This is a genomic window from Kluyvera genomosp. 1 (genome assembly GCF_001266615.1).
GTDB classification, from domain to species: Bacteria; Pseudomonadota; Gammaproteobacteria; order Enterobacterales; family Enterobacteriaceae; genus Kluyvera; species Kluyvera cryocrescens_A.
The window spans coordinates 312,557-328,001 of sequence record NZ_LGHZ01000004.1 but is presented as its reverse complement, the minus strand read 5'-3'; the positions used below and the strand labels follow the sequence as shown (position 1 = coordinate 328,001).

At 56.2% G+C, this 15,445-nt stretch carries 15 protein-coding genes; 12 read left to right on the top strand and 3 right to left on the bottom strand.

Translation table 11 applies throughout. From position 1 onward, the window contains the following. Positions 1-3 precede the first annotated feature (3 nt). The 9 genes from hypB to KP80_RS03395 all read left to right on the top strand — a co-directional run bounded on the left by hypB (position 4) and on the right by KP80_RS03395 (position 10,481). A complete protein-coding gene (gene hypB / locus KP80_RS03435; protein WP_052282182.1) occupies positions 4-876 on the top strand; it encodes a hydrogenase nickel incorporation protein HypB in 873 nt (290 codons plus the stop codon). Next, positions 867-1,139, top strand: coding sequence for a HypC/HybG/HupF family hydrogenase formation chaperone (locus tag KP80_RS03430; RefSeq protein ID WP_035892574.1), 273 nt, complete (start codon positions 867-869; stop codon positions 1,137-1,139). The genes hypB and KP80_RS03430 overlap by 10 nt, the downstream gene beginning before the upstream one ends. Continuing rightward, entirely contained in the window at positions 1,139-2,260 is a 1,122-nt protein-coding gene (gene hypD / locus KP80_RS03425; protein ID WP_052282181.1) for a hydrogenase formation protein HypD, read from the top strand. Before KP80_RS03430 ends, hypD begins: the two co-directional genes overlap by 1 nt. Next, positions 2,257-3,267, top strand: a complete 1,011-nt coding sequence (hypE, locus tag KP80_RS03420; protein ID WP_052282180.1) for a hydrogenase expression/formation protein HypE — start codon at positions 2,257-2,259, stop codon at positions 3,265-3,267. The genes hypD and hypE overlap by 4 nt, the downstream gene beginning before the upstream one ends. Positions 3,268-3,426: 159 nt before the next feature. Then, positions 3,427-5,508 carry a formate hydrogenlyase transcriptional activator FlhA gene (gene flhA, locus KP80_RS03415; RefSeq protein ID WP_052282179.1) on the top strand — a complete coding sequence of 694 codons (2,082 nt, stop codon included), beginning with the start codon at positions 3,427-3,429 and terminating at the stop codon, positions 5,506-5,508. A gap of 56 nt (positions 5,509-5,564) precedes the next feature. Continuing rightward, positions 5,565-5,993 (top strand): TOBE domain-containing protein, encoded by a 429-nt coding sequence (locus KP80_RS03410; RefSeq protein ID WP_052282178.1) that lies wholly within the window; start codon positions 5,565-5,567, stop codon positions 5,991-5,993. Between the two features lie 220 nt (positions 5,994-6,213). After that, positions 6,214-7,149 (top strand): alpha/beta hydrolase, encoded by a 936-nt coding sequence (locus KP80_RS03405; protein ID WP_052282177.1) that lies wholly within the window; start codon positions 6,214-6,216, stop codon positions 7,147-7,149. A 193-nt stretch (positions 7,150-7,342) separates the two neighbouring features. Continuing rightward, positions 7,343-9,640 carry a formate C-acetyltransferase gene (locus tag KP80_RS03400; RefSeq protein ID WP_052282176.1) on the top strand — a complete coding sequence of 766 codons (2,298 nt, stop codon included), beginning with the start codon at positions 7,343-7,345 and terminating at the stop codon, positions 9,638-9,640. Continuing rightward, positions 9,606-10,481: a [formate-C-acetyltransferase]-activating enzyme gene (locus KP80_RS03395; protein WP_052282175.1), complete on the top strand. Its 876-nt coding sequence runs from the start codon at positions 9,606-9,608 to the stop codon at positions 10,479-10,481. Before KP80_RS03400 ends, KP80_RS03395 begins: the two co-directional genes overlap by 35 nt. Before the next feature lie 54 nt (positions 10,482-10,535). On the opposite strand, the gene KP80_RS03390 is transcribed toward KP80_RS03395, so the two are convergent. After that, a complete protein-coding gene (locus KP80_RS03390) occupies positions 10,536-11,303 on the bottom strand; it encodes a phytanoyl-CoA dioxygenase family protein (protein WP_052282174.1) in 768 nt (255 codons plus the stop codon). 160 nt (positions 11,304-11,463) lie between these two features. Between KP80_RS03390 and KP80_RS03385 the strand changes: the two genes are divergently transcribed. Further along, positions 11,464-12,285 carry a helix-turn-helix transcriptional regulator gene (locus KP80_RS03385; RefSeq protein WP_052282173.1) on the top strand — a complete coding sequence of 274 codons (822 nt, stop codon included), beginning with the start codon at positions 11,464-11,466 and terminating at the stop codon, positions 12,283-12,285. Between the two features lie 3 nt (positions 12,286-12,288). Here KP80_RS03385 and KP80_RS03380 read toward each other — a convergent pair whose 3' ends face one another. Together KP80_RS03380 and KP80_RS03375 are read right to left on the bottom strand one after the other, a co-directional pair. Next, complete coding sequence (locus tag KP80_RS03380; RefSeq protein ID WP_052282172.1) at positions 12,289-12,633, bottom strand: nitrous oxide-stimulated promoter family protein; 345 nt, start codon at positions 12,631-12,633, stop codon at positions 12,289-12,291. Positions 12,634-12,697: 64 nt separating this feature from the next. After that, positions 12,698-12,985, bottom strand: a complete 288-nt coding sequence (locus tag KP80_RS03375) for a SelT/SelW/SelH family protein (RefSeq protein ID WP_052282222.1) — start codon at positions 12,983-12,985, stop codon at positions 12,698-12,700. 192 nt (positions 12,986-13,177) lie between these two features. Here KP80_RS03375 and hemP point away from each other — a divergent pair, with 192 nt between their 5' ends. Together hemP and KP80_RS03365 are read left to right on the top strand one after the other, a co-directional pair. Then, complete coding sequence (gene hemP, locus KP80_RS03370) at positions 13,178-13,357, top strand: hemin uptake protein HemP (RefSeq protein WP_052282171.1); 180 nt, start codon at positions 13,178-13,180, stop codon at positions 13,355-13,357. 84 nt (positions 13,358-13,441) lie between these two features. Next, on the top strand, positions 13,442-15,427 hold the full coding sequence (locus KP80_RS03365) for a TonB-dependent hemoglobin/transferrin/lactoferrin family receptor (RefSeq protein WP_052282170.1): 1,986 nt from the start codon (positions 13,442-13,444) through the stop codon (positions 15,425-15,427). The last annotated feature ends 18 nt before the right edge of the window (positions 15,428-15,445 follow it).

The following is a 15,445-nucleotide window of genomic DNA, read 5'->3' as shown; positions in this document are numbered from 1 at the left end:
AGTATGTGTAGCACCTGTGGTTGTGCCGAAGGCAACCTCTATATAGAGGGCGATGAACGTAATCCGCATTCCCTGTTCCGCAGCGCCCCCTTCGCACCGGCAGGCCGTCCAGCTCTGTCGATTACCGGCGTCCGAACCCAAGAATTCCAGCCGCAGGCGGCCGATAACGGCGACCTGCACTACGGCCACGGCGAAGCAGGAACCCATGCGCCAGGCATGAGCCAACGGCGGATGCTGGAAGTGGAAATCGACGTGCTGGATAAAAACAACCAGATTGCCGCCCGCAACCGCGCGCGTTTTGCCGCCCGCGAACAGCTGGTGCTAAACCTGGTTTCCAGCCCCGGCTCCGGTAAAACGACCCTGCTCACCGAAACCCTGATGCGTCTGAAGGATCGCGTGTCCTGCGCGGTTATTGAAGGCGACCAGCAGACGGTCAACGACGCCGCGCGCATTCGCGCCACCGGCACGCCGGCGATTCAAGTCAACACCGGTAAAGGCTGCCATCTTGACGCGCAGATGATTGCCGATGCCGCACCGCGTCTGCCGATGGAAAGCCACGGCATTCTGTTTATCGAAAACGTCGGCAACCTGGTGTGCCCGGCCAGCTTTGATCTCGGCGAACGCCATAAAGTGGCGGTGCTATCGGTCACCGAAGGCGAAGACAAGCCGCTGAAGTATCCGCATATGTTTGCCGCCGCGTCGGTGATGCTGCTGAACAAGGTCGACCTGCTGCCGTATCTGAACTTCAACGTCGAGCAGTGCCTGGCCTGCGCCCGGGAAGTGAACCCAAATATTGAAATCATCCTGATTTCCGCGACCAGCGGTGAAGGGATGGATGAGTGGCTTAACTGGCTGGAGGCGCAGCGATGTGCATAGGCATTCCTGGACAAATCTCCGCCATTGACGGCGTACAGGCCAAAGTCGACGTTTGCGGGATTAAACGTGACGTCGACCTGACGCTGGTGGGTGCGGTGGACGAAAACGGCCAATCGCGCATCGGCCAGTGGGTGCTGGTGCACGTGGGTTTTGCCATGAGCATCATTAACGAAGAAGAAGCGCGCGACACCCTCGCGGCGCTGGAAAATATGTTTGAAGTCGAGCCGGACGTCGGCGCGCTGTTGTTCGGTGAGGAACGGTAATGCGTTTTGTTGATGAGTACCGTGCTCCTGAGCAGGTGATGCAGCTGATTGCTCACCTGAAAACGCGTGCGCAGCAGTTGGCCTATACCGCCGAGCGCCCGCTGCGCATTATGGAAGTGTGCGGCGGCCACACCCACGCGATTTTTAAATTCGGCCTCGACCAACTGCTGCCGGAAAATATCGAGTTTATCCACGGCCCTGGCTGCCCGGTATGCGTGCTGCCGATGGGCCGCATCGACACCTGTATTGAAATCGCCAGCCACCCCGAGGTGATTTTCTGCACCTTTGGCGATGCCATGCGCGTGCCGGGAAAAAACGGTTCACTGATGCAGGCGAAAGCGCGCGGCGCGGATATTCGTATCGTCTATTCGCCGATGGACGCGTTAAAGCTGGCGCAGCAAAACCCAGAACGCAAAGTGGTGTTCTTCGGCCTAGGCTTTGAAACCACCATGCCGACCACCGCCATCACGCTGCAACAGGCGAAGGCGCACAACGTCAGCAACTTCTTCTTTTTCTGTCAGCACATTACGCTTATCCCAACGCTGCGCAGCCTGCTCGACCAGCCGGATAACGGTATCGACGCGTTCCTTGCGCCGGGGCACGTCAGCATGGTTATCGGCACTCACGCTTACGGATTTATCGCCAGCGACTATCATCGTCCGCTGGTGGTCGCGGGCTTTGAGCCGGTCGATCTGCTGCAAGGAGTGAACATGCTGGTGGAGCAAAAAATTGCTGAGCACAGCTGTGTTGAAAACCAATACCGTCGCGTGGTGCCGGACGATGGCAACCTGCTGGCGCAACGAGCGATTGCCGACGTCTTTGCGGTCAAAGGCGACAGCGAGTGGCGCGGCCTGGGGTTAATTAACGACTCCGGCGTGCAGCTGACGCCCGCCTATCAATCCTTTGATGCCGAAGCGCATTTTAAACCGCAGCCACAGCGTGTTTGCGATGATCCGCGCGCCCGCTGCGGCGATGTGCTCACCGGGCGCTGTAAACCACATCAGTGCCCGCTGTTTGGCGCGACCTGCAATCCGCAGAGTGCATTTGGCGCGCTGATGGTCTCCTCTGAAGGAGCCTGCGCCGCCTGGTATCAATATCGCAGTCAGGAAGCAGAAGTATGAAAAGCATTCAGTTAGCCCACGGCAGCGGCGGCCTGGCCATGCAGCAGTTAATCGATGGCCTGTTTATGAAGGCCTTTAGTAACCCGTGGCTGGCAGAGCAAGAAGATCAGGCGAGGATTTCGCTAGCCACCCTCACCGCCCACGGTGACCGGTTGGCCTTCTCCACCGACAGCTACGTGATTGACCCACTGTTCTTTCCCGGCGGCAACATCGGCAAACTGGCCGTGTGCGGCACCGCCAACGATGTGGCGGTGAGCGGCGCGATTCCACGCTACCTCTCCTGCGGTTTTATCATTGAGGAAGGTCTGGACATGGAGACGCTGGAAGCGGTGGTCAACAGCATGGCGGTTACCGCCAAAGCTGCCGATATCGCTATCGTCACCGGCGACACCAAAGTCGTCGGACGCGGCGCGGCGGACAAGCTGTTTATCAATACCGCCGGAATGGGCGCGATTCCGTCAGATATTCATTGGGGCGCGGCGACCTTAACGCCCGGCGATGTGCTGATCGTCAGCGGTACGCTCGGCGATCACGGTGCCACTATTCTTAATTTGCGCGAGCATCTGGGTCTGGATGGCGAACTGCAAAGCGACTGCGCGGTACTCACCCCTCTAATCCAGGCGCTGCGCCCAATTACTGGGGTTAAAGCGCTGCGCGATGCCACCCGCGGCGGCGTTAACGCCGTGGCCCACGAGTTCGCGGCCACCAGCGGATACGGCATCGAAATTCAAGAACAGACGCTTCCACTTAAGGATTCCGTGCGCGGCGTGTGTGAATTATTGGGACTGGACGCGCTTAACTTCGCTAATGAGGGTAAACTGTTGGTCGGCGTCAGCCGGGAAGCAGCCGATGAAGTGCTGGCGGCGATGCGCGCTCACCCATTGGGCCGCGATGCGGCAATCATTGGCGAAGTCACCGAACGCCGTGGCGTCCGCGTTGCCGGGTTGTACGGTGTGAAACGTACTTTAGACCTTCCACACGCGGAGCCGCTTCCCCGAATTTGTTAACAGACCTCTCAAGGTCTGAATTTTATTATTATTATTATACCTTATGGATTTCGCGCAGCAGGGATTCGGGTGAGCAAAAGCCGCCGATACCTACCGCGTGAAAACCGATGGGTTTTATTCTTTATTGCGCCCAGCGTGGCGCATTTATAGGCACGTGACATGTCGTATACACCGATGGGCGATCTCGGGCAGCAGGGGCTGTTTGATATCACCCGGACGCTTCTCCAACAACCCGATCTCGCCGCGCTCAGCGAAACGCTAGCTCAGTTGGCGAAACAATCTGCGCTGGCGGACAGCGCGGCCATCATTCTGCTTCAGCCGGGTAACCAGCGGGCGGGCTATTACGCAACGCGTGAAGATGGCATCACGCTGGCTTACGAAGACGACAACCTGCTGGCTAACGGCCCCGTCAGGCGCTTACTGTCGCGTCCCGATGCGCTGCACTGCAGCTACAGCGAGTTCAGCGAAGCCTGGCCGCAGCTGGCTAAAAGCGAGCTCTACTCCCCGTTTGGTCACTACTGCCTGCTGCCGCTAGCCGCCGAAGGGCGTATTTTTGGCGGCTGCGAGTTTATCCGTCATAACGACCAGCCGTGGACGGAAAAAGAGTATCAGCGCCTGCACACCTTTACGCAGATTATCGCCGTCGTCACCGAGCAGATTCAAAGCCGGGTGACCAATAACGTCGACTACGATCTGCTGTGCCACGAACGCGATAACTTCCGCATTCTGGTGGCAATCACCAACGCCGTGCTGTCGCGTCTGGATATGGACGAATTAGTCAGTGCGGTGGCAAAAGAGATCCACTACTACTTCAATATTGACGCCATCAGCGTGGTGCTACACAGCAACCGTAAAGGCAAGCTGAATATCTACTCGACGCACTATATCGACGTGAACGATCCGGTCCACGATCAGAGCGAAGTGAATGAGTCCGGTACCTTGACCGAACGGGTGTTCAAGAGCCAGGAAATGCTGGTGCTCAATCTGAATGAGCAAGATAAACTCGCCCCGTACGAGCGTCATTTGTTTGAGATGTGGGATGATAAAATCCAGACGCTTTGCCTACTGCCGCTGATGTCAGGCGACAAAATGCTCGGCGTGTTAAAGCTTGCCCAGTGCGACGAAAAAGTCTTTTGCGCGGCTAACCTCAAGCTGCTGAAACAGATTGCTGAACGCGTATCGATTGCCGTCGATAACGCCCTCGCCTATCAGGAAATTCACCGCTTAAAAGAGCGCCTGGTGGACGAAAACCTGGCGCTGACTGAACAGCTGAACAACGTGGACGGCGAGTTTGGTGAAATCATCGGCCGCAGCGAAGCCATGTTCAACGTACTTAAACAAGTTGAGATGGTGGCTCCCAGCGACAGCACGGTGCTGATCCTCGGTGAAACCGGCACAGGGAAAGAGCTGATTGCCCGCGCCATTCATAACCTGAGCGGCCGTAACAGCCGCCGGATGGTGAAAATGAACTGCGCTGCCATGCCAGCGGGCCTGCTGGAAAGCGACCTGTTCGGCCACGAACGCGGCGCGTTCACCGGTGCCAGTACCCAGCGCATTGGCCGCTTTGAGCTGGCGGATAAAAGCTCAATGTTCCTCGATGAAGTCGGCGATATGCCGCTCGAGCTGCAGCCGAAACTGCTGCGCGTGTTGCAGGAGCAGGAATTTGAACGGCTGGGCAGCAATAAGCTGATCCAAACCGACGTGCGCTTGATCGCCGCTACCAACCGCGATCTCAAGCAGATGGTGCTGGATCGCGAATTCCGTAGCGATCTCTACTACCGTCTCAACGTCTTCCCGATCCACCTGCCGCCGCTGCGCGAACGCCCAGAAGATATCCCGCTGCTGGTGAAAGCGTTCACCTTTAAAATCGCCCGTCGTCTGGGGCGCAATATCGACAGTATTCCTGCCGAAACCCTGCGCACCCTCTGCCAGATGGAGTGGCCGGGCAACGTGCGTGAGCTGGAAAACGTCATTGAGCGGGCGGTGCTGCTAACCCGCGGCAGCGTCTTACAGCTGTCGATGCCTGAACTCGCGTTTGCCAGCGAAGAGCCGGAACCGACACCGGTTGCCGAAGCGGCGAAGGATGGTGAGGATGAATATCAGCTGATCGTTCGCGTGCTAAAAGAGACCAATGGCGTCGTCGCCGGAGCCAAAGGTGCAGCGCAACGATTGGGGCTGAAGCGCACAACATTGCTGTCACGAATGAAGCGCCTGGGCATTGATAAAGATGCACTAATGTAACGGCTATGACTATACTGACCGCTGATTCGATAAATCATGAATGGAGGCAGTATCGTATGGCAGTTTCAGCACGTAACCAATTAACCGGTACCATCAGCGCCGTCGCCACCGGCGCGGTCAACGACGAAGTCGAACTCACCCTGCCGGGCGGCGCAAAGCTCGTTGCTATCGTCACTCACAGCAGTAAAGAAGCGCTGGGTCTGGTCAATGGTAAGGAAGCCATTGCCCTGATCAAAGCGCCGTGGGTCACCCTGGCAACCGAAGACTGTGGCCTGAAGTTCTCTGCCCGCAACCAGTTTGCCGGTAAGGTCACCCAGGTGACTGAAGGCGCGGTGAATGCAACAGTGCACATCAAAGCCGATGCCGGTTTTGATATCGTGGCGGTGATCACCAATGAAAGTCAGCATGAGATGAAACTGGCTGTCGGCAGCCGCGCCATTGCCTTAATCAAGGCGTCGGCCATTTTGCTGGCAACCCGCGCGTAATTTTATCTCCGCCGGAGAGGGCATTTTTGTCGTCTCCGGTAAGATGTAGCGCTACTGTTGATGGCGCTGCGCCTGCCTCTCCTGTCTATCTCTTCTCTTGATGTTCCGCATAGAACTCACAGCATTTTGTTTCTCTATTTATGAAACATCGTTTTGTGAATCATTTCGCGTTCTCTCCGGCTAATGGATGATAAATAAGCGTTTTCCCTGGGAGATGCTTATGATTCGCTTACCGCTGGCCGCCACCATGACGTTGCTCTTTTCCGCCCAGACGGCCTTCGCCGCCCTGCCCACATTCACGTTCTGGCCCGGCGGTGAAGCGCCGGGCGCGAAAAACAGCCCGGTCAGCTTCTCGTTGGTAGAACGTAGCCAGGACCCCACGCTGCCTGACCGCGCGGTCACCGGCATTCGCGCCCCGGAAATCACCGTTTATGCTCCTGAACACCCTAACGGCGTCGCGCTGTTGGTTACCCCTGGTGGCTCATATCAGCGAGTGGTGCTTGATAAAGAAGGCAGCGATCTCGCCGCCCCCTTTAATGCTCAAGGTTACACCCTGTTTGTGATGACCTACCGCATGCCAGCCGATGGTCATGCGGAAGGTGCCAACGCGCCGCTGGCGGATGCGCAACGGGCTATTCGTACCCTTCGTGCCCGCGCCGGGGAGTGGAAAATTAACCCGCAGAAAATTGGCGTGATGGGCTTTTCAGCCGGTGGGCACGTGGCGGCAAGTCTTGAGACGCGCTACGACGAATCGGTTTATTCCCCACTGGATGCCGTCGATAAGCAAAGCGCCCGGCCTGATTTCGTTGTGCTCGGCTACCCGGTGATTTCAATGGATAACGCCATCGCCCATCCAGGCTCACGCAAGGCATTGATTGGCGACACGCCGAACGCAGAGCAAATTACGCGCTATTCGCCGGAGCGGAACGTAACCCCACAAACACCGCCGACCTTTATTATGCATGCGGTTGATGACCCGTCGGTGCCGGTAGATAACTCACTGGTGATGTTCAACGCCCTGCGTGCTCATAAGGTGCCAGCGGAGCTGCATCTGTTTGCCGAAGGCAAGCACGGCTTCGGTATTCGTGGAGCGAAAGGATTACCCGCCGCCGAATGGCCGCAGTTGGCGATGAACTGGATTACTTCACTGCCCTAGTTAACGCCCCAAGTGATACCCGGCGAAGCGCAGCGACGCCGGGTTTTACCCAGACAAAACTTAGATCCCACTTTTCAATTTTGATCACAATAATCCAGTAAATCGCCCCATTCTCTTCTGTCTCCCCTCGCCGCATTTACCTAACGTAGAAGCCATAAGAAACGTCGGGTTAATTTCCCAAGGAGCCAGCACAATGACCACTCGAATCCAGCGCCTGAAAGACGCCCTGTTTGCCAAGCCACGTGAAATTTCGCTTGAGCGCGCCGTGTTGTACACCGAAAGCCATCGCCAGACCGAAGGCGAGCCGGTGATTATCCGCCGCGCTAAAGCCACCGCGCATATTCTCGACAACGTCGCCATTAGTATTCGCGACGACGAATTGATTGCCGGTAACCGCACCATCAAACCGCGCGCCGGGATCATGTCGCCGGAGATGGACCCCTACTGGCTGCTAAAAGAGCTCGACCAGTTCCCAACTCGCCCGCAGGATCGTTTTAACATCAGCGATGATGACAAGCGCCTGTACCGCGATGTGCTGTTCCCGTACTGGGAAAAGCGCTCAATGAAAGACTTCATCAACGCGCAGATGACCGATGAGGTCAAAGCTGCCGTCAGTACGCAGATTTTCAGCGTGAATCAGACCGATAAAGGCCAGGGCCACATTATCATCGACTACCCGCGACTGCTGAATAACGGCCTCAATGCGCTGGTTAGCGAGATGCAGACGCATCTGCGTCAGCAGCCGGATAACGTGTTTTATCACGCGGTGTTGATTCTGCTCGAGGCTTCCCAGCGCCATATCCTGCGCTATGCCGCGCTGGCGGAAGAGATGGCGGCCGCGTGTAACGAGCCACAGCGCCGTCAGGAGCTGGAAACCATCGCCCAGGTTTCGCGCCATAACGCAGAGAGGAAGCCGCAGAACTTTTGGCAGGCCTGTCAGCTGTTCTGGTACATAAACATCATTTTGCAATATGAGTCCAACGCCAGTTCCATTTCGCTCGGTCGCTTCGACCAGTACATGCTGCCGTTCTGGCAGACATCGCTGAACCATGGTGAAGACCCGGCGTTTATGCAGGAGCTGCTGGAATCACTGTGGGTGAAATGCAACGACATTGTGCTACTGCGCTCCACCAGCAGCGCGCGCTATTTCGCCGGCTTCCCGACCGGCTATACCGCCCTTTTAGGCGGCCTGACCGAAAACGGGCGCAGCGCGGTCAATATCCTTTCCTTCACCTGTCTCGATGCCTATCAAAACGTCCGCCTGCCGCAGCCTAACCTTGGCGTGCGGGTCAACGAACTGATTGACCGGCCGTTCCTGCGTAAAACGGCAGAAACCGTGCGCTTAGGTACCGGCATTCCGCAGATTTTTAACGATGAAGTGGTGGTGCCCGCATTCCTCAACCGCGGCGTGTCGCTGGAAGATGCCCGCGATTACGCGGTAGTTGGCTGCGTGGAGCTGTCGATCCCCGGCCGTACCTACGGACTGCACGACATTGCGATGTTCAACCTGCTGAAGGTGATGGAAATCGTCATGCTGGAGCACGAAGGCGATGAGCAAATTAGCTACGATAGCCTGCTGGTCAGCATTCGCGACAAAATTCAGCACTACATCAAGCTGATGGTGGTAGGCAGTAATATCTGCGACATCGGCCACCGCGACTGGGCACCAGTGCCGCTGCTCTCCTCATTTGTGGAGGACTGTATTGCCAACGGCAAAGATATTACCGAAGGCGGCGCGCGCTACAACTTCTCAGGCGTACAGGGGATTGGGATTGCCAACCTCAGCGACTCGCTTCACGCGCTGAAAGGCATGGTATTTGACCAGCAGCGCATGAGCTTTGACGAATTACTGGCGGTGCTGAAGGCCAACTTCGCGACACCTGAAGGAGAGAAAGTTCGCGCCCGCTTGATTAACCGCTTCGAGAAGTACGGCAACGACATTGACGATGTTGACAATATCAGCGCCGATCTGCTGCGTTTTTACTGCAAAGAGGTGGAAAAATATCGTAATCCGCGCGGCGGACAATTTACGCCGGGTTCATATACCGTGTCGGCCCACGTGCCGCTCGGTTCGGTCGTGGGTGCAACACCGGATGGGCGCTTTGCCGGCGAACAGCTGGCGGATGGCGGCCTATCGCCGATGGTGGGCCAGGACGGCCAGGGGCCGACGGCGGTGCTGAAATCAGTGAGCAAGCTCGATAACTATCTGCTCTCAAACGGCACGCTGCTCAACGTCAAATTCACCCCCGCAACGCTGGAGGGTGAGAGCGGCCTGAACAAGCTGGCGGATTTCCTCCATGCGTTTACCAAGCTGAAACTACAGCATATCCAGTTTAACGTGGTGAACGCCGAGACGCTTCGCGAAGCCCAGCAGCGGCCGCAGGATTATGCCGGGCTGGTGGTGCGTGTGGCGGGCTACAGTGCCTTCTTTGTCGAGCTGTCGAAGGAGATTCAGGATGACATTATCCGCCGCACCGCGCATCAGCTGTGAGGTGATTGAAACGCGCGCCGACACGGCGCGCATTTTCAACATTCAGCGCTATTCATTAAACGACGGCCACGGCATCCGCACGGTGGTGTTCTTTAAAGGTTGCCCACATCGCTGCCCGTGGTGCGCCAACCCGGAATCCATCTCGCCAAAAATCGAGACCGTGCGGCGGGAGAGTAAGTGTTTGCACTGCGCGACCTGTCTGCGGGATGCCGAAGAGTGTCCTTCCGGCGCATGGGAACACATCGGCCGTGATGTCACGCTGGAATCGCTTGAGCGAGAAGTGCTTAAAGACGAGGTATTTTTCCGCGCTTCGGGCGGCGGCGTCACGCTCTCCGGCGGAGAGGTATTGATGCAGGCTGCATTCGCCAGCCGTTTTTTACAGCGCTTAAAACAGTGGGGCATTCGCACCGCCATCGAAACAGCAGGCGATGCGTCCCCTCAACGCCTGCTGCCGCTGGCGCAAGCCTGTGATGAAGTGCTGTTCGATTTGAAAATCATGGATACAGAGGCGGCCCAGCGTGTGCTTCATATGAATCAACCGCGTGTACTGGAGAACTTTCGTTTGCTGGTCGACAAAGGTATCAATGTGATCCCGCGCCTGCCGCTGATCCCAGGCTTTACCCTCAACGAAGACAACCTCACGCAGATTCTGGATTTTCTGACACCGCTATCGGTGAAAGAGGTCCATCTGCTGCCGTTTCATCAATACGGTGAGCCGAAGTATTCGCTGCTAGGAAGTGAATGGGCAATGGCGGGAATAAAAGCGCCAGAGCCTGAAGAGATTGCGCTCATTCAGGCCAGAATCGAACGGGCGGGATATCGGGTGGTGGTTGGGGGATGAGCCTCGGCGTTCCCCCTCTCCCTAAAAAGGGAGAGGGTTGTCGGTTCCTGAATGTCACTCCACATCCAGCAGCCATTTCTGCGCCGGTGTTAGGCGGCTAGCCGTTTCCGGCGTCAGCCAGCGGCGCTGATCCTGCTGAGCTGTGTCGGCGCGGTCGATATACAAACCATGCAGCACGCGGCGGCGTGAACCTTCACGATTGGTGGTACCGCCATGCCAGGCGTGAGCGTTATATATCATCACGCTGCCCGCAGGGGCTTCAAAGATCACCTCATCTGGATGCGGTAATCCAACATCCTCCAGTACCTCTTCCGGCAGCTCCGGTCGGAGATGGGTGGCCGGAATAATTCTTGGTGCACCGTTAGCGGCGTAGAGATCGTCAATGGCCCAGATGGTGTTAACGAGGTGGACTTTCGGGAAGTCCGGACGCGGTTTTTTCCAGTCAGCGTGCAGCGGTTGATGGCCGCCGTTGTAGAGCGCTTCGCGGGCGTTGAGGCTGGAGATTTTAAACTCGCCCTCAAAGATATAGCGACACGCCGAGAGGATCAGTGGATGCGACCATACCTTTTCCCATACCACGCCTTTATTCACCAGGTTCGCGACGCGGGTGGCGGTCTCCTCCTGATGGTGTTCAACCGCCAGATTCTCCCCTTCTTTTTCGACCAGGAAATCAATGCGTTCACGCATCGCCGCCAGCCAATCGGCATCGACCACGCCGTGCACAATCGTGTAGCCCTGGGTATCCAGTTCGTGTTTCATGATGGCTGACAGTTCGCCGTTGGCGCCCAGTGCCTCCAGCCAGAATGCCGCTTGCTTGTCCATATCGCCTCTCTTTTGTTAACCATTTCACAACATGTATGAAAAGTTACTGCACGCGGCCGCGGCATTCTGTATGAGATAGCTACACAACACTGGATTTTTGTGTACAGCAAAATAAAGTGTGATGAGATTCAAAATCCAGAATAATAACCAGGACATGAGCATGTCAGAGCAATCCCTCGTCCCCGTGCTGGAGCAGCTATTACGCCAGCAGGGAGACCTTGTCGTGCGTTTCCCACAAACCGCCCAGCCGGCACCAGAGCTGGCGATGAGCCTGTCATTTCCCCGTCTGGAAATTGTGCTGGAAGGTGAGCTGACCGATGGCTGCCTTGACGCCCCGCTCGGCCCACTAGAGGCGTTGTATATTCCCGGTGGACGCTGGAATGCCCCGCAATGGAAGGGACCCGCCACGACGCTAAGTATTTTATTCAGCAAGCAGAAACTGGGGTTCAGCCTACAGCGTTTTGATGGCCAAAAATTTGTCGAGATCCGCAAGCAACATGTCGCGCGCTTAGGGCCGCGCGTGGGGTCATATCTTTTGCTGGCGCTAAACGAACTGGCGATTCGTCCGGTGATGCCGACGGCGCAGATTGTGCTCAGCGGGCTGCTCAGCCACTGCATCGATCAGCTCACCCATCTGGCAGATACGGTGAGCAAAAGCAAAGAGCTGTTTATGGCGATTCAGGAGTATATCGACGAGCATGCCGCCGAAGCGCTCAGCAGGGAGACGGTGGCGAGAAAATTCCACATCACCCCGAACTATCTGTCGCACCTGTTTCAGAAATCCAGCACCGTGGGGTTCAACGAATACCTGACCGCCGTGCGTCTGGAGCTGGCGAAGAAATTACTGCGCGGGTATGAGATGAAAATTAAAGAGATTGCCCATCACTGTGGCTTTGAGGACAGCAACTATTTCTGCCGAATTTTCCGTAAGCATACGGCGCGGTCGCCGTCGGAGTACCGCCGCCACTGCCGCACGATGTGAACATTATTTTTTCGGCCGATATTTTTCCGGCAGTTCCGGCACCGGACGCCTGTCGTCAATCAGATGGCGAATCGTGAGGACTGGGTGGCGCCAGAGCATTCGCGGCCCCGCCCAGCGCATGATCTGCTTCATCTCTTCACGCTTCGCGGGCTGATAGCAGTGAACTGGACACTGTTTACAGGCCGGTTTCTCTTCACCAAAGACACATTTATCCAGGCGTTTATCGGCATAGTCGTTTAGCGCCTGATAGTGCGCGGCATCGTTGTGCGCATCCGGGCAGCGACGCTGATACAGCGTAATCATGCTGCGGATAGTCAGTTTTTCACGATCGATGCGTTTGCCAGCCATAGCCTGTTCCTCACCAATAAAGATGCATTAATAATACACTTTTAATAATACCTTCGCAGCCGCTTTATCCGGCGCTTTTATCTACATGCCCTAGTGGTTTTTCCGGGAAGCTGACGTCACGCACCCGGCGCTTAAGCTCTGCAGCATCGGGAAAACCGTCGTCACGTTTACGATCCCAAATCAGTACATCGCCAACGGTAATGGTGAAAATTCCCCCGGTGCCTGGAATCAAGGTGACCGAACCAATATCAGTGTTAAAAGTATGTAACAACTCCTGAGCCATCCAGCTGGCGCGCAGCATCCAGTTACACTGGGAACAGTAGGTAATGGTGATTGCAGGCTTGTTCATCAGCAATTTCTCGTATCAATGCATGAAAGGAAACGATAACAAGATATCGTTTTATAAGGGAAAATTTTGACGACTTCGCGATAATTTTGCTTTAGACACAGATTTACGAAAAAGTTCTTGATGAGAATGATTATCTTAACGATAATCATTACCGATTTTACAAATTGTCATCATTTCACAGCGGATGTACCCAATATGCACGAACCAACGGCAGCCCAAAAAAAAGAAAATGCGCCGCTTTCTCCTTCCCGTTCCAAGCCTATGGTAAAGAGCAAAGATTTACTGGGCGAAGAAGGATGGGTGCTGATCGAACATAACGATCAACACTATCTGCTTCGTCAGACGCAATCCGGCAAGCTCATTCTGACTAAATAAACAAACGAAATTCAATCAATACCGCCAGCCACCCAGGTTATCCCAGGCAGCAAGCGCTTTTCAATTTTCTCACGGAGAGTTGTTATGTTACGCCTGCAATACGCCTCACTGCGCCCTTCACTGTTAGCGCTGGCTATCGGTAGTCTTCTTCCTGCCTCAGCCTTAGCTGAATCAGAAACCCTCACCGTTACCGCGACCGGTAACGCACGCAGCTCCTTCGAAGCGCCAATGATGGTCAGCGTGATCGACGGTTCGGCACCAGAAAGCAAAACCGCCAGCTCGGCGGCAGATCTCCTGCGCAGCGTGCCAGGCATCATGCTTAGCGGCACGGGCCGCACCAATGGCCAGGACATTAGCATGCGCGGTTACGACCGCCGCGGTGTACTGATTCTGGTTGACGGCGTACGCCAGGGAACCGACACCGGCCACCTCAACAGTACCTTCCTCGACCCAGCGCTCATTAAGCGTATTGAAGTGGTACGTGGGCCATCGGCCCAGCTGTACGGCAGCGGCGCATTGGGCGGCGTGATCTCCTACGATACTGTTGATGCGAAAGATCTGCTGGCGGAAGGCCAAAACAGCGGCTTCCGCGTGTTTGGTATGGGCGCAACGGGCGACCACAGTATCGGTATGGGTGCGAGCGCCTTTGGCCGCACCGATAATCTGGATGGTTTGGTTGCATGGTCCAGCCGCGATCGGGGGGATATCAGCCAGAGCGACGGTTCTACTGCACCAAACGATGAAGCTATCAACAACATGTTGGCGAAAGGGACGTGGCAGATGGACGAAGCACAGTCGCTCTCCGGCTCGTTCCGCTACTACAACAACAACGCCCAGGAACCGAAAAACCCACAGGAAATTGAGGCGTCAACCGCCAGCAATCCCATGGTTGATCGTTCCACTATCCAGCGCGATGCGCAGCTCTCCTACAAACTGGCACCACAGGGCAACGACTGGCTGAACGCCGATGCGAAAATCTACTGGTCTGAAGCGCGCATCAACGCGCAAAACCTTGATAACACCAATGAGTACCGCGAGCAGACCACCAAAGGCGGCAAACTTGAAAACCGCACCCGTCTGTTTAGCGATTCATTTGCCTCTAACCTGCTGACCTACGGCGGCGAGTATTATCGCCAGGATCAGAGCCCAAGCGGTGCCACCACTGGCTTCCCGGACGCCAAAATCGACTTCAGCTCCGGCTGGTTACAAGATGAGATCACCCTGCGCGACCTACCGGTCACCCTGCTGGGCGGTACGCGCTTCGATAGCTATCGCGGCAGCAGCGACGGCTACGAAGACGTCAATAAAGATAAATGGTCCTCCCGTGCAGGGATGACGGTCAGCCCGACCGACTGGCTGATGGTATTTGGCTCTTACGCTCAGGCCTTCCGTGCACCGACCATGGGCGAGATGTACAACGACGCCAAGCACTTCTCCATCGGTACTCGCTATACCAACTACTGGGTGCCAAACCCGAACCTGCGCCCGGAAACCAATGAAACGCAGGAATACGGTTTCGGTCTGCGCTTTGACAACCTGGCGCTGGCCAACGATGCGCTGGAGTTCAAGGCCAGCTACTTCGATACCAAAGCGAAAGACTACATTTCGACCACCGTCGACTTCGCCGCAGCGACAACCATGTCCTATAACGTTCCTAACGCCAAAATCTGGGGCTGGGACGTGATGACCAAATATACCGCCGATCTGTTCAGTCTCGATGTGGCCTATAACCGCACCCGCGGTAAAGACACCGAGACCGGAGAGTATATCTCCAGCATCAATCCGGACACCGTCACCAGCAAACTGGATATCCCGCTGGCACAAAGCGGCTTCTCAGTGGGCTGGATTGGAACCTTTGCTGACCGCTCCACGCATATCAGCAGCTCTTACAGCAAGCAGCCGGGCTATGCGGTTAACGACTTCTACGTCAGCTACCAGGGACAACAAGCTCTGAAAGGAATGACCACCACGCTGGTGCTGGGCAACGCCTTCGACAAAGAGTACTGGTCACCGCAGGGGATCCCACAGGACGGCCGTAGCGGCAAAGTTTTCGTCAGTTATCAATGGTAATCACTCGGCCCGGCATTT

Excerpts from the sequence above, each read along its gene's own strand:
- hypB (WP_052282182.1), top strand. The coding sequence starts at position 4 with ATGTGTAGCACCTGTGGTTGTGCCGAAGGCAACCTCTATATAGAGGGC.
- KP80_RS03430 (WP_035892574.1), top strand. The coding sequence starts at position 867 with ATGTGCATAGGCATTCCTGGACAAATCTCCGCCATTGACGGCGTACAG.
- hypD (WP_052282181.1), top strand. The coding sequence starts at position 1,139 with ATGCGTTTTGTTGATGAGTACCGTGCTCCTGAGCAGGTGATGCAGCTG.
- hypE (WP_052282180.1), top strand. The coding sequence starts at position 2,257 with ATGAAAAGCATTCAGTTAGCCCACGGCAGCGGCGGCCTGGCCATGCAG.
- flhA (WP_052282179.1), top strand. The coding sequence starts at position 3,427 with ATGTCGTATACACCGATGGGCGATCTCGGGCAGCAGGGGCTGTTTGAT.
- KP80_RS03410 (WP_052282178.1), top strand. The coding sequence starts at position 5,565 with ATGGCAGTTTCAGCACGTAACCAATTAACCGGTACCATCAGCGCCGTC.
- KP80_RS03405 (WP_052282177.1), top strand. The coding sequence starts at position 6,214 with ATGATTCGCTTACCGCTGGCCGCCACCATGACGTTGCTCTTTTCCGCC.
- KP80_RS03400 (WP_052282176.1), top strand. The coding sequence starts at position 7,343 with ATGACCACTCGAATCCAGCGCCTGAAAGACGCCCTGTTTGCCAAGCCA.
- KP80_RS03395 (WP_052282175.1), top strand. The coding sequence starts at position 9,606 with ATGACATTATCCGCCGCACCGCGCATCAGCTGTGAGGTGATTGAAACG.
- KP80_RS03390 (WP_052282174.1), bottom strand. The coding sequence starts at position 11,303 with ATGGACAAGCAAGCGGCATTCTGGCTGGAGGCACTGGGCGCCAACGGC.
- KP80_RS03385 (WP_052282173.1), top strand. The coding sequence starts at position 11,464 with ATGTCAGAGCAATCCCTCGTCCCCGTGCTGGAGCAGCTATTACGCCAG.
- KP80_RS03380 (WP_052282172.1), bottom strand. The coding sequence starts at position 12,633 with ATGGCTGGCAAACGCATCGATCGTGAAAAACTGACTATCCGCAGCATG.
- hemP (WP_052282171.1), top strand. The coding sequence starts at position 13,178 with ATGCACGAACCAACGGCAGCCCAAAAAAAAGAAAATGCGCCGCTTTCT.
- KP80_RS03365 (WP_052282170.1), top strand. The coding sequence starts at position 13,442 with ATGTTACGCCTGCAATACGCCTCACTGCGCCCTTCACTGTTAGCGCTG.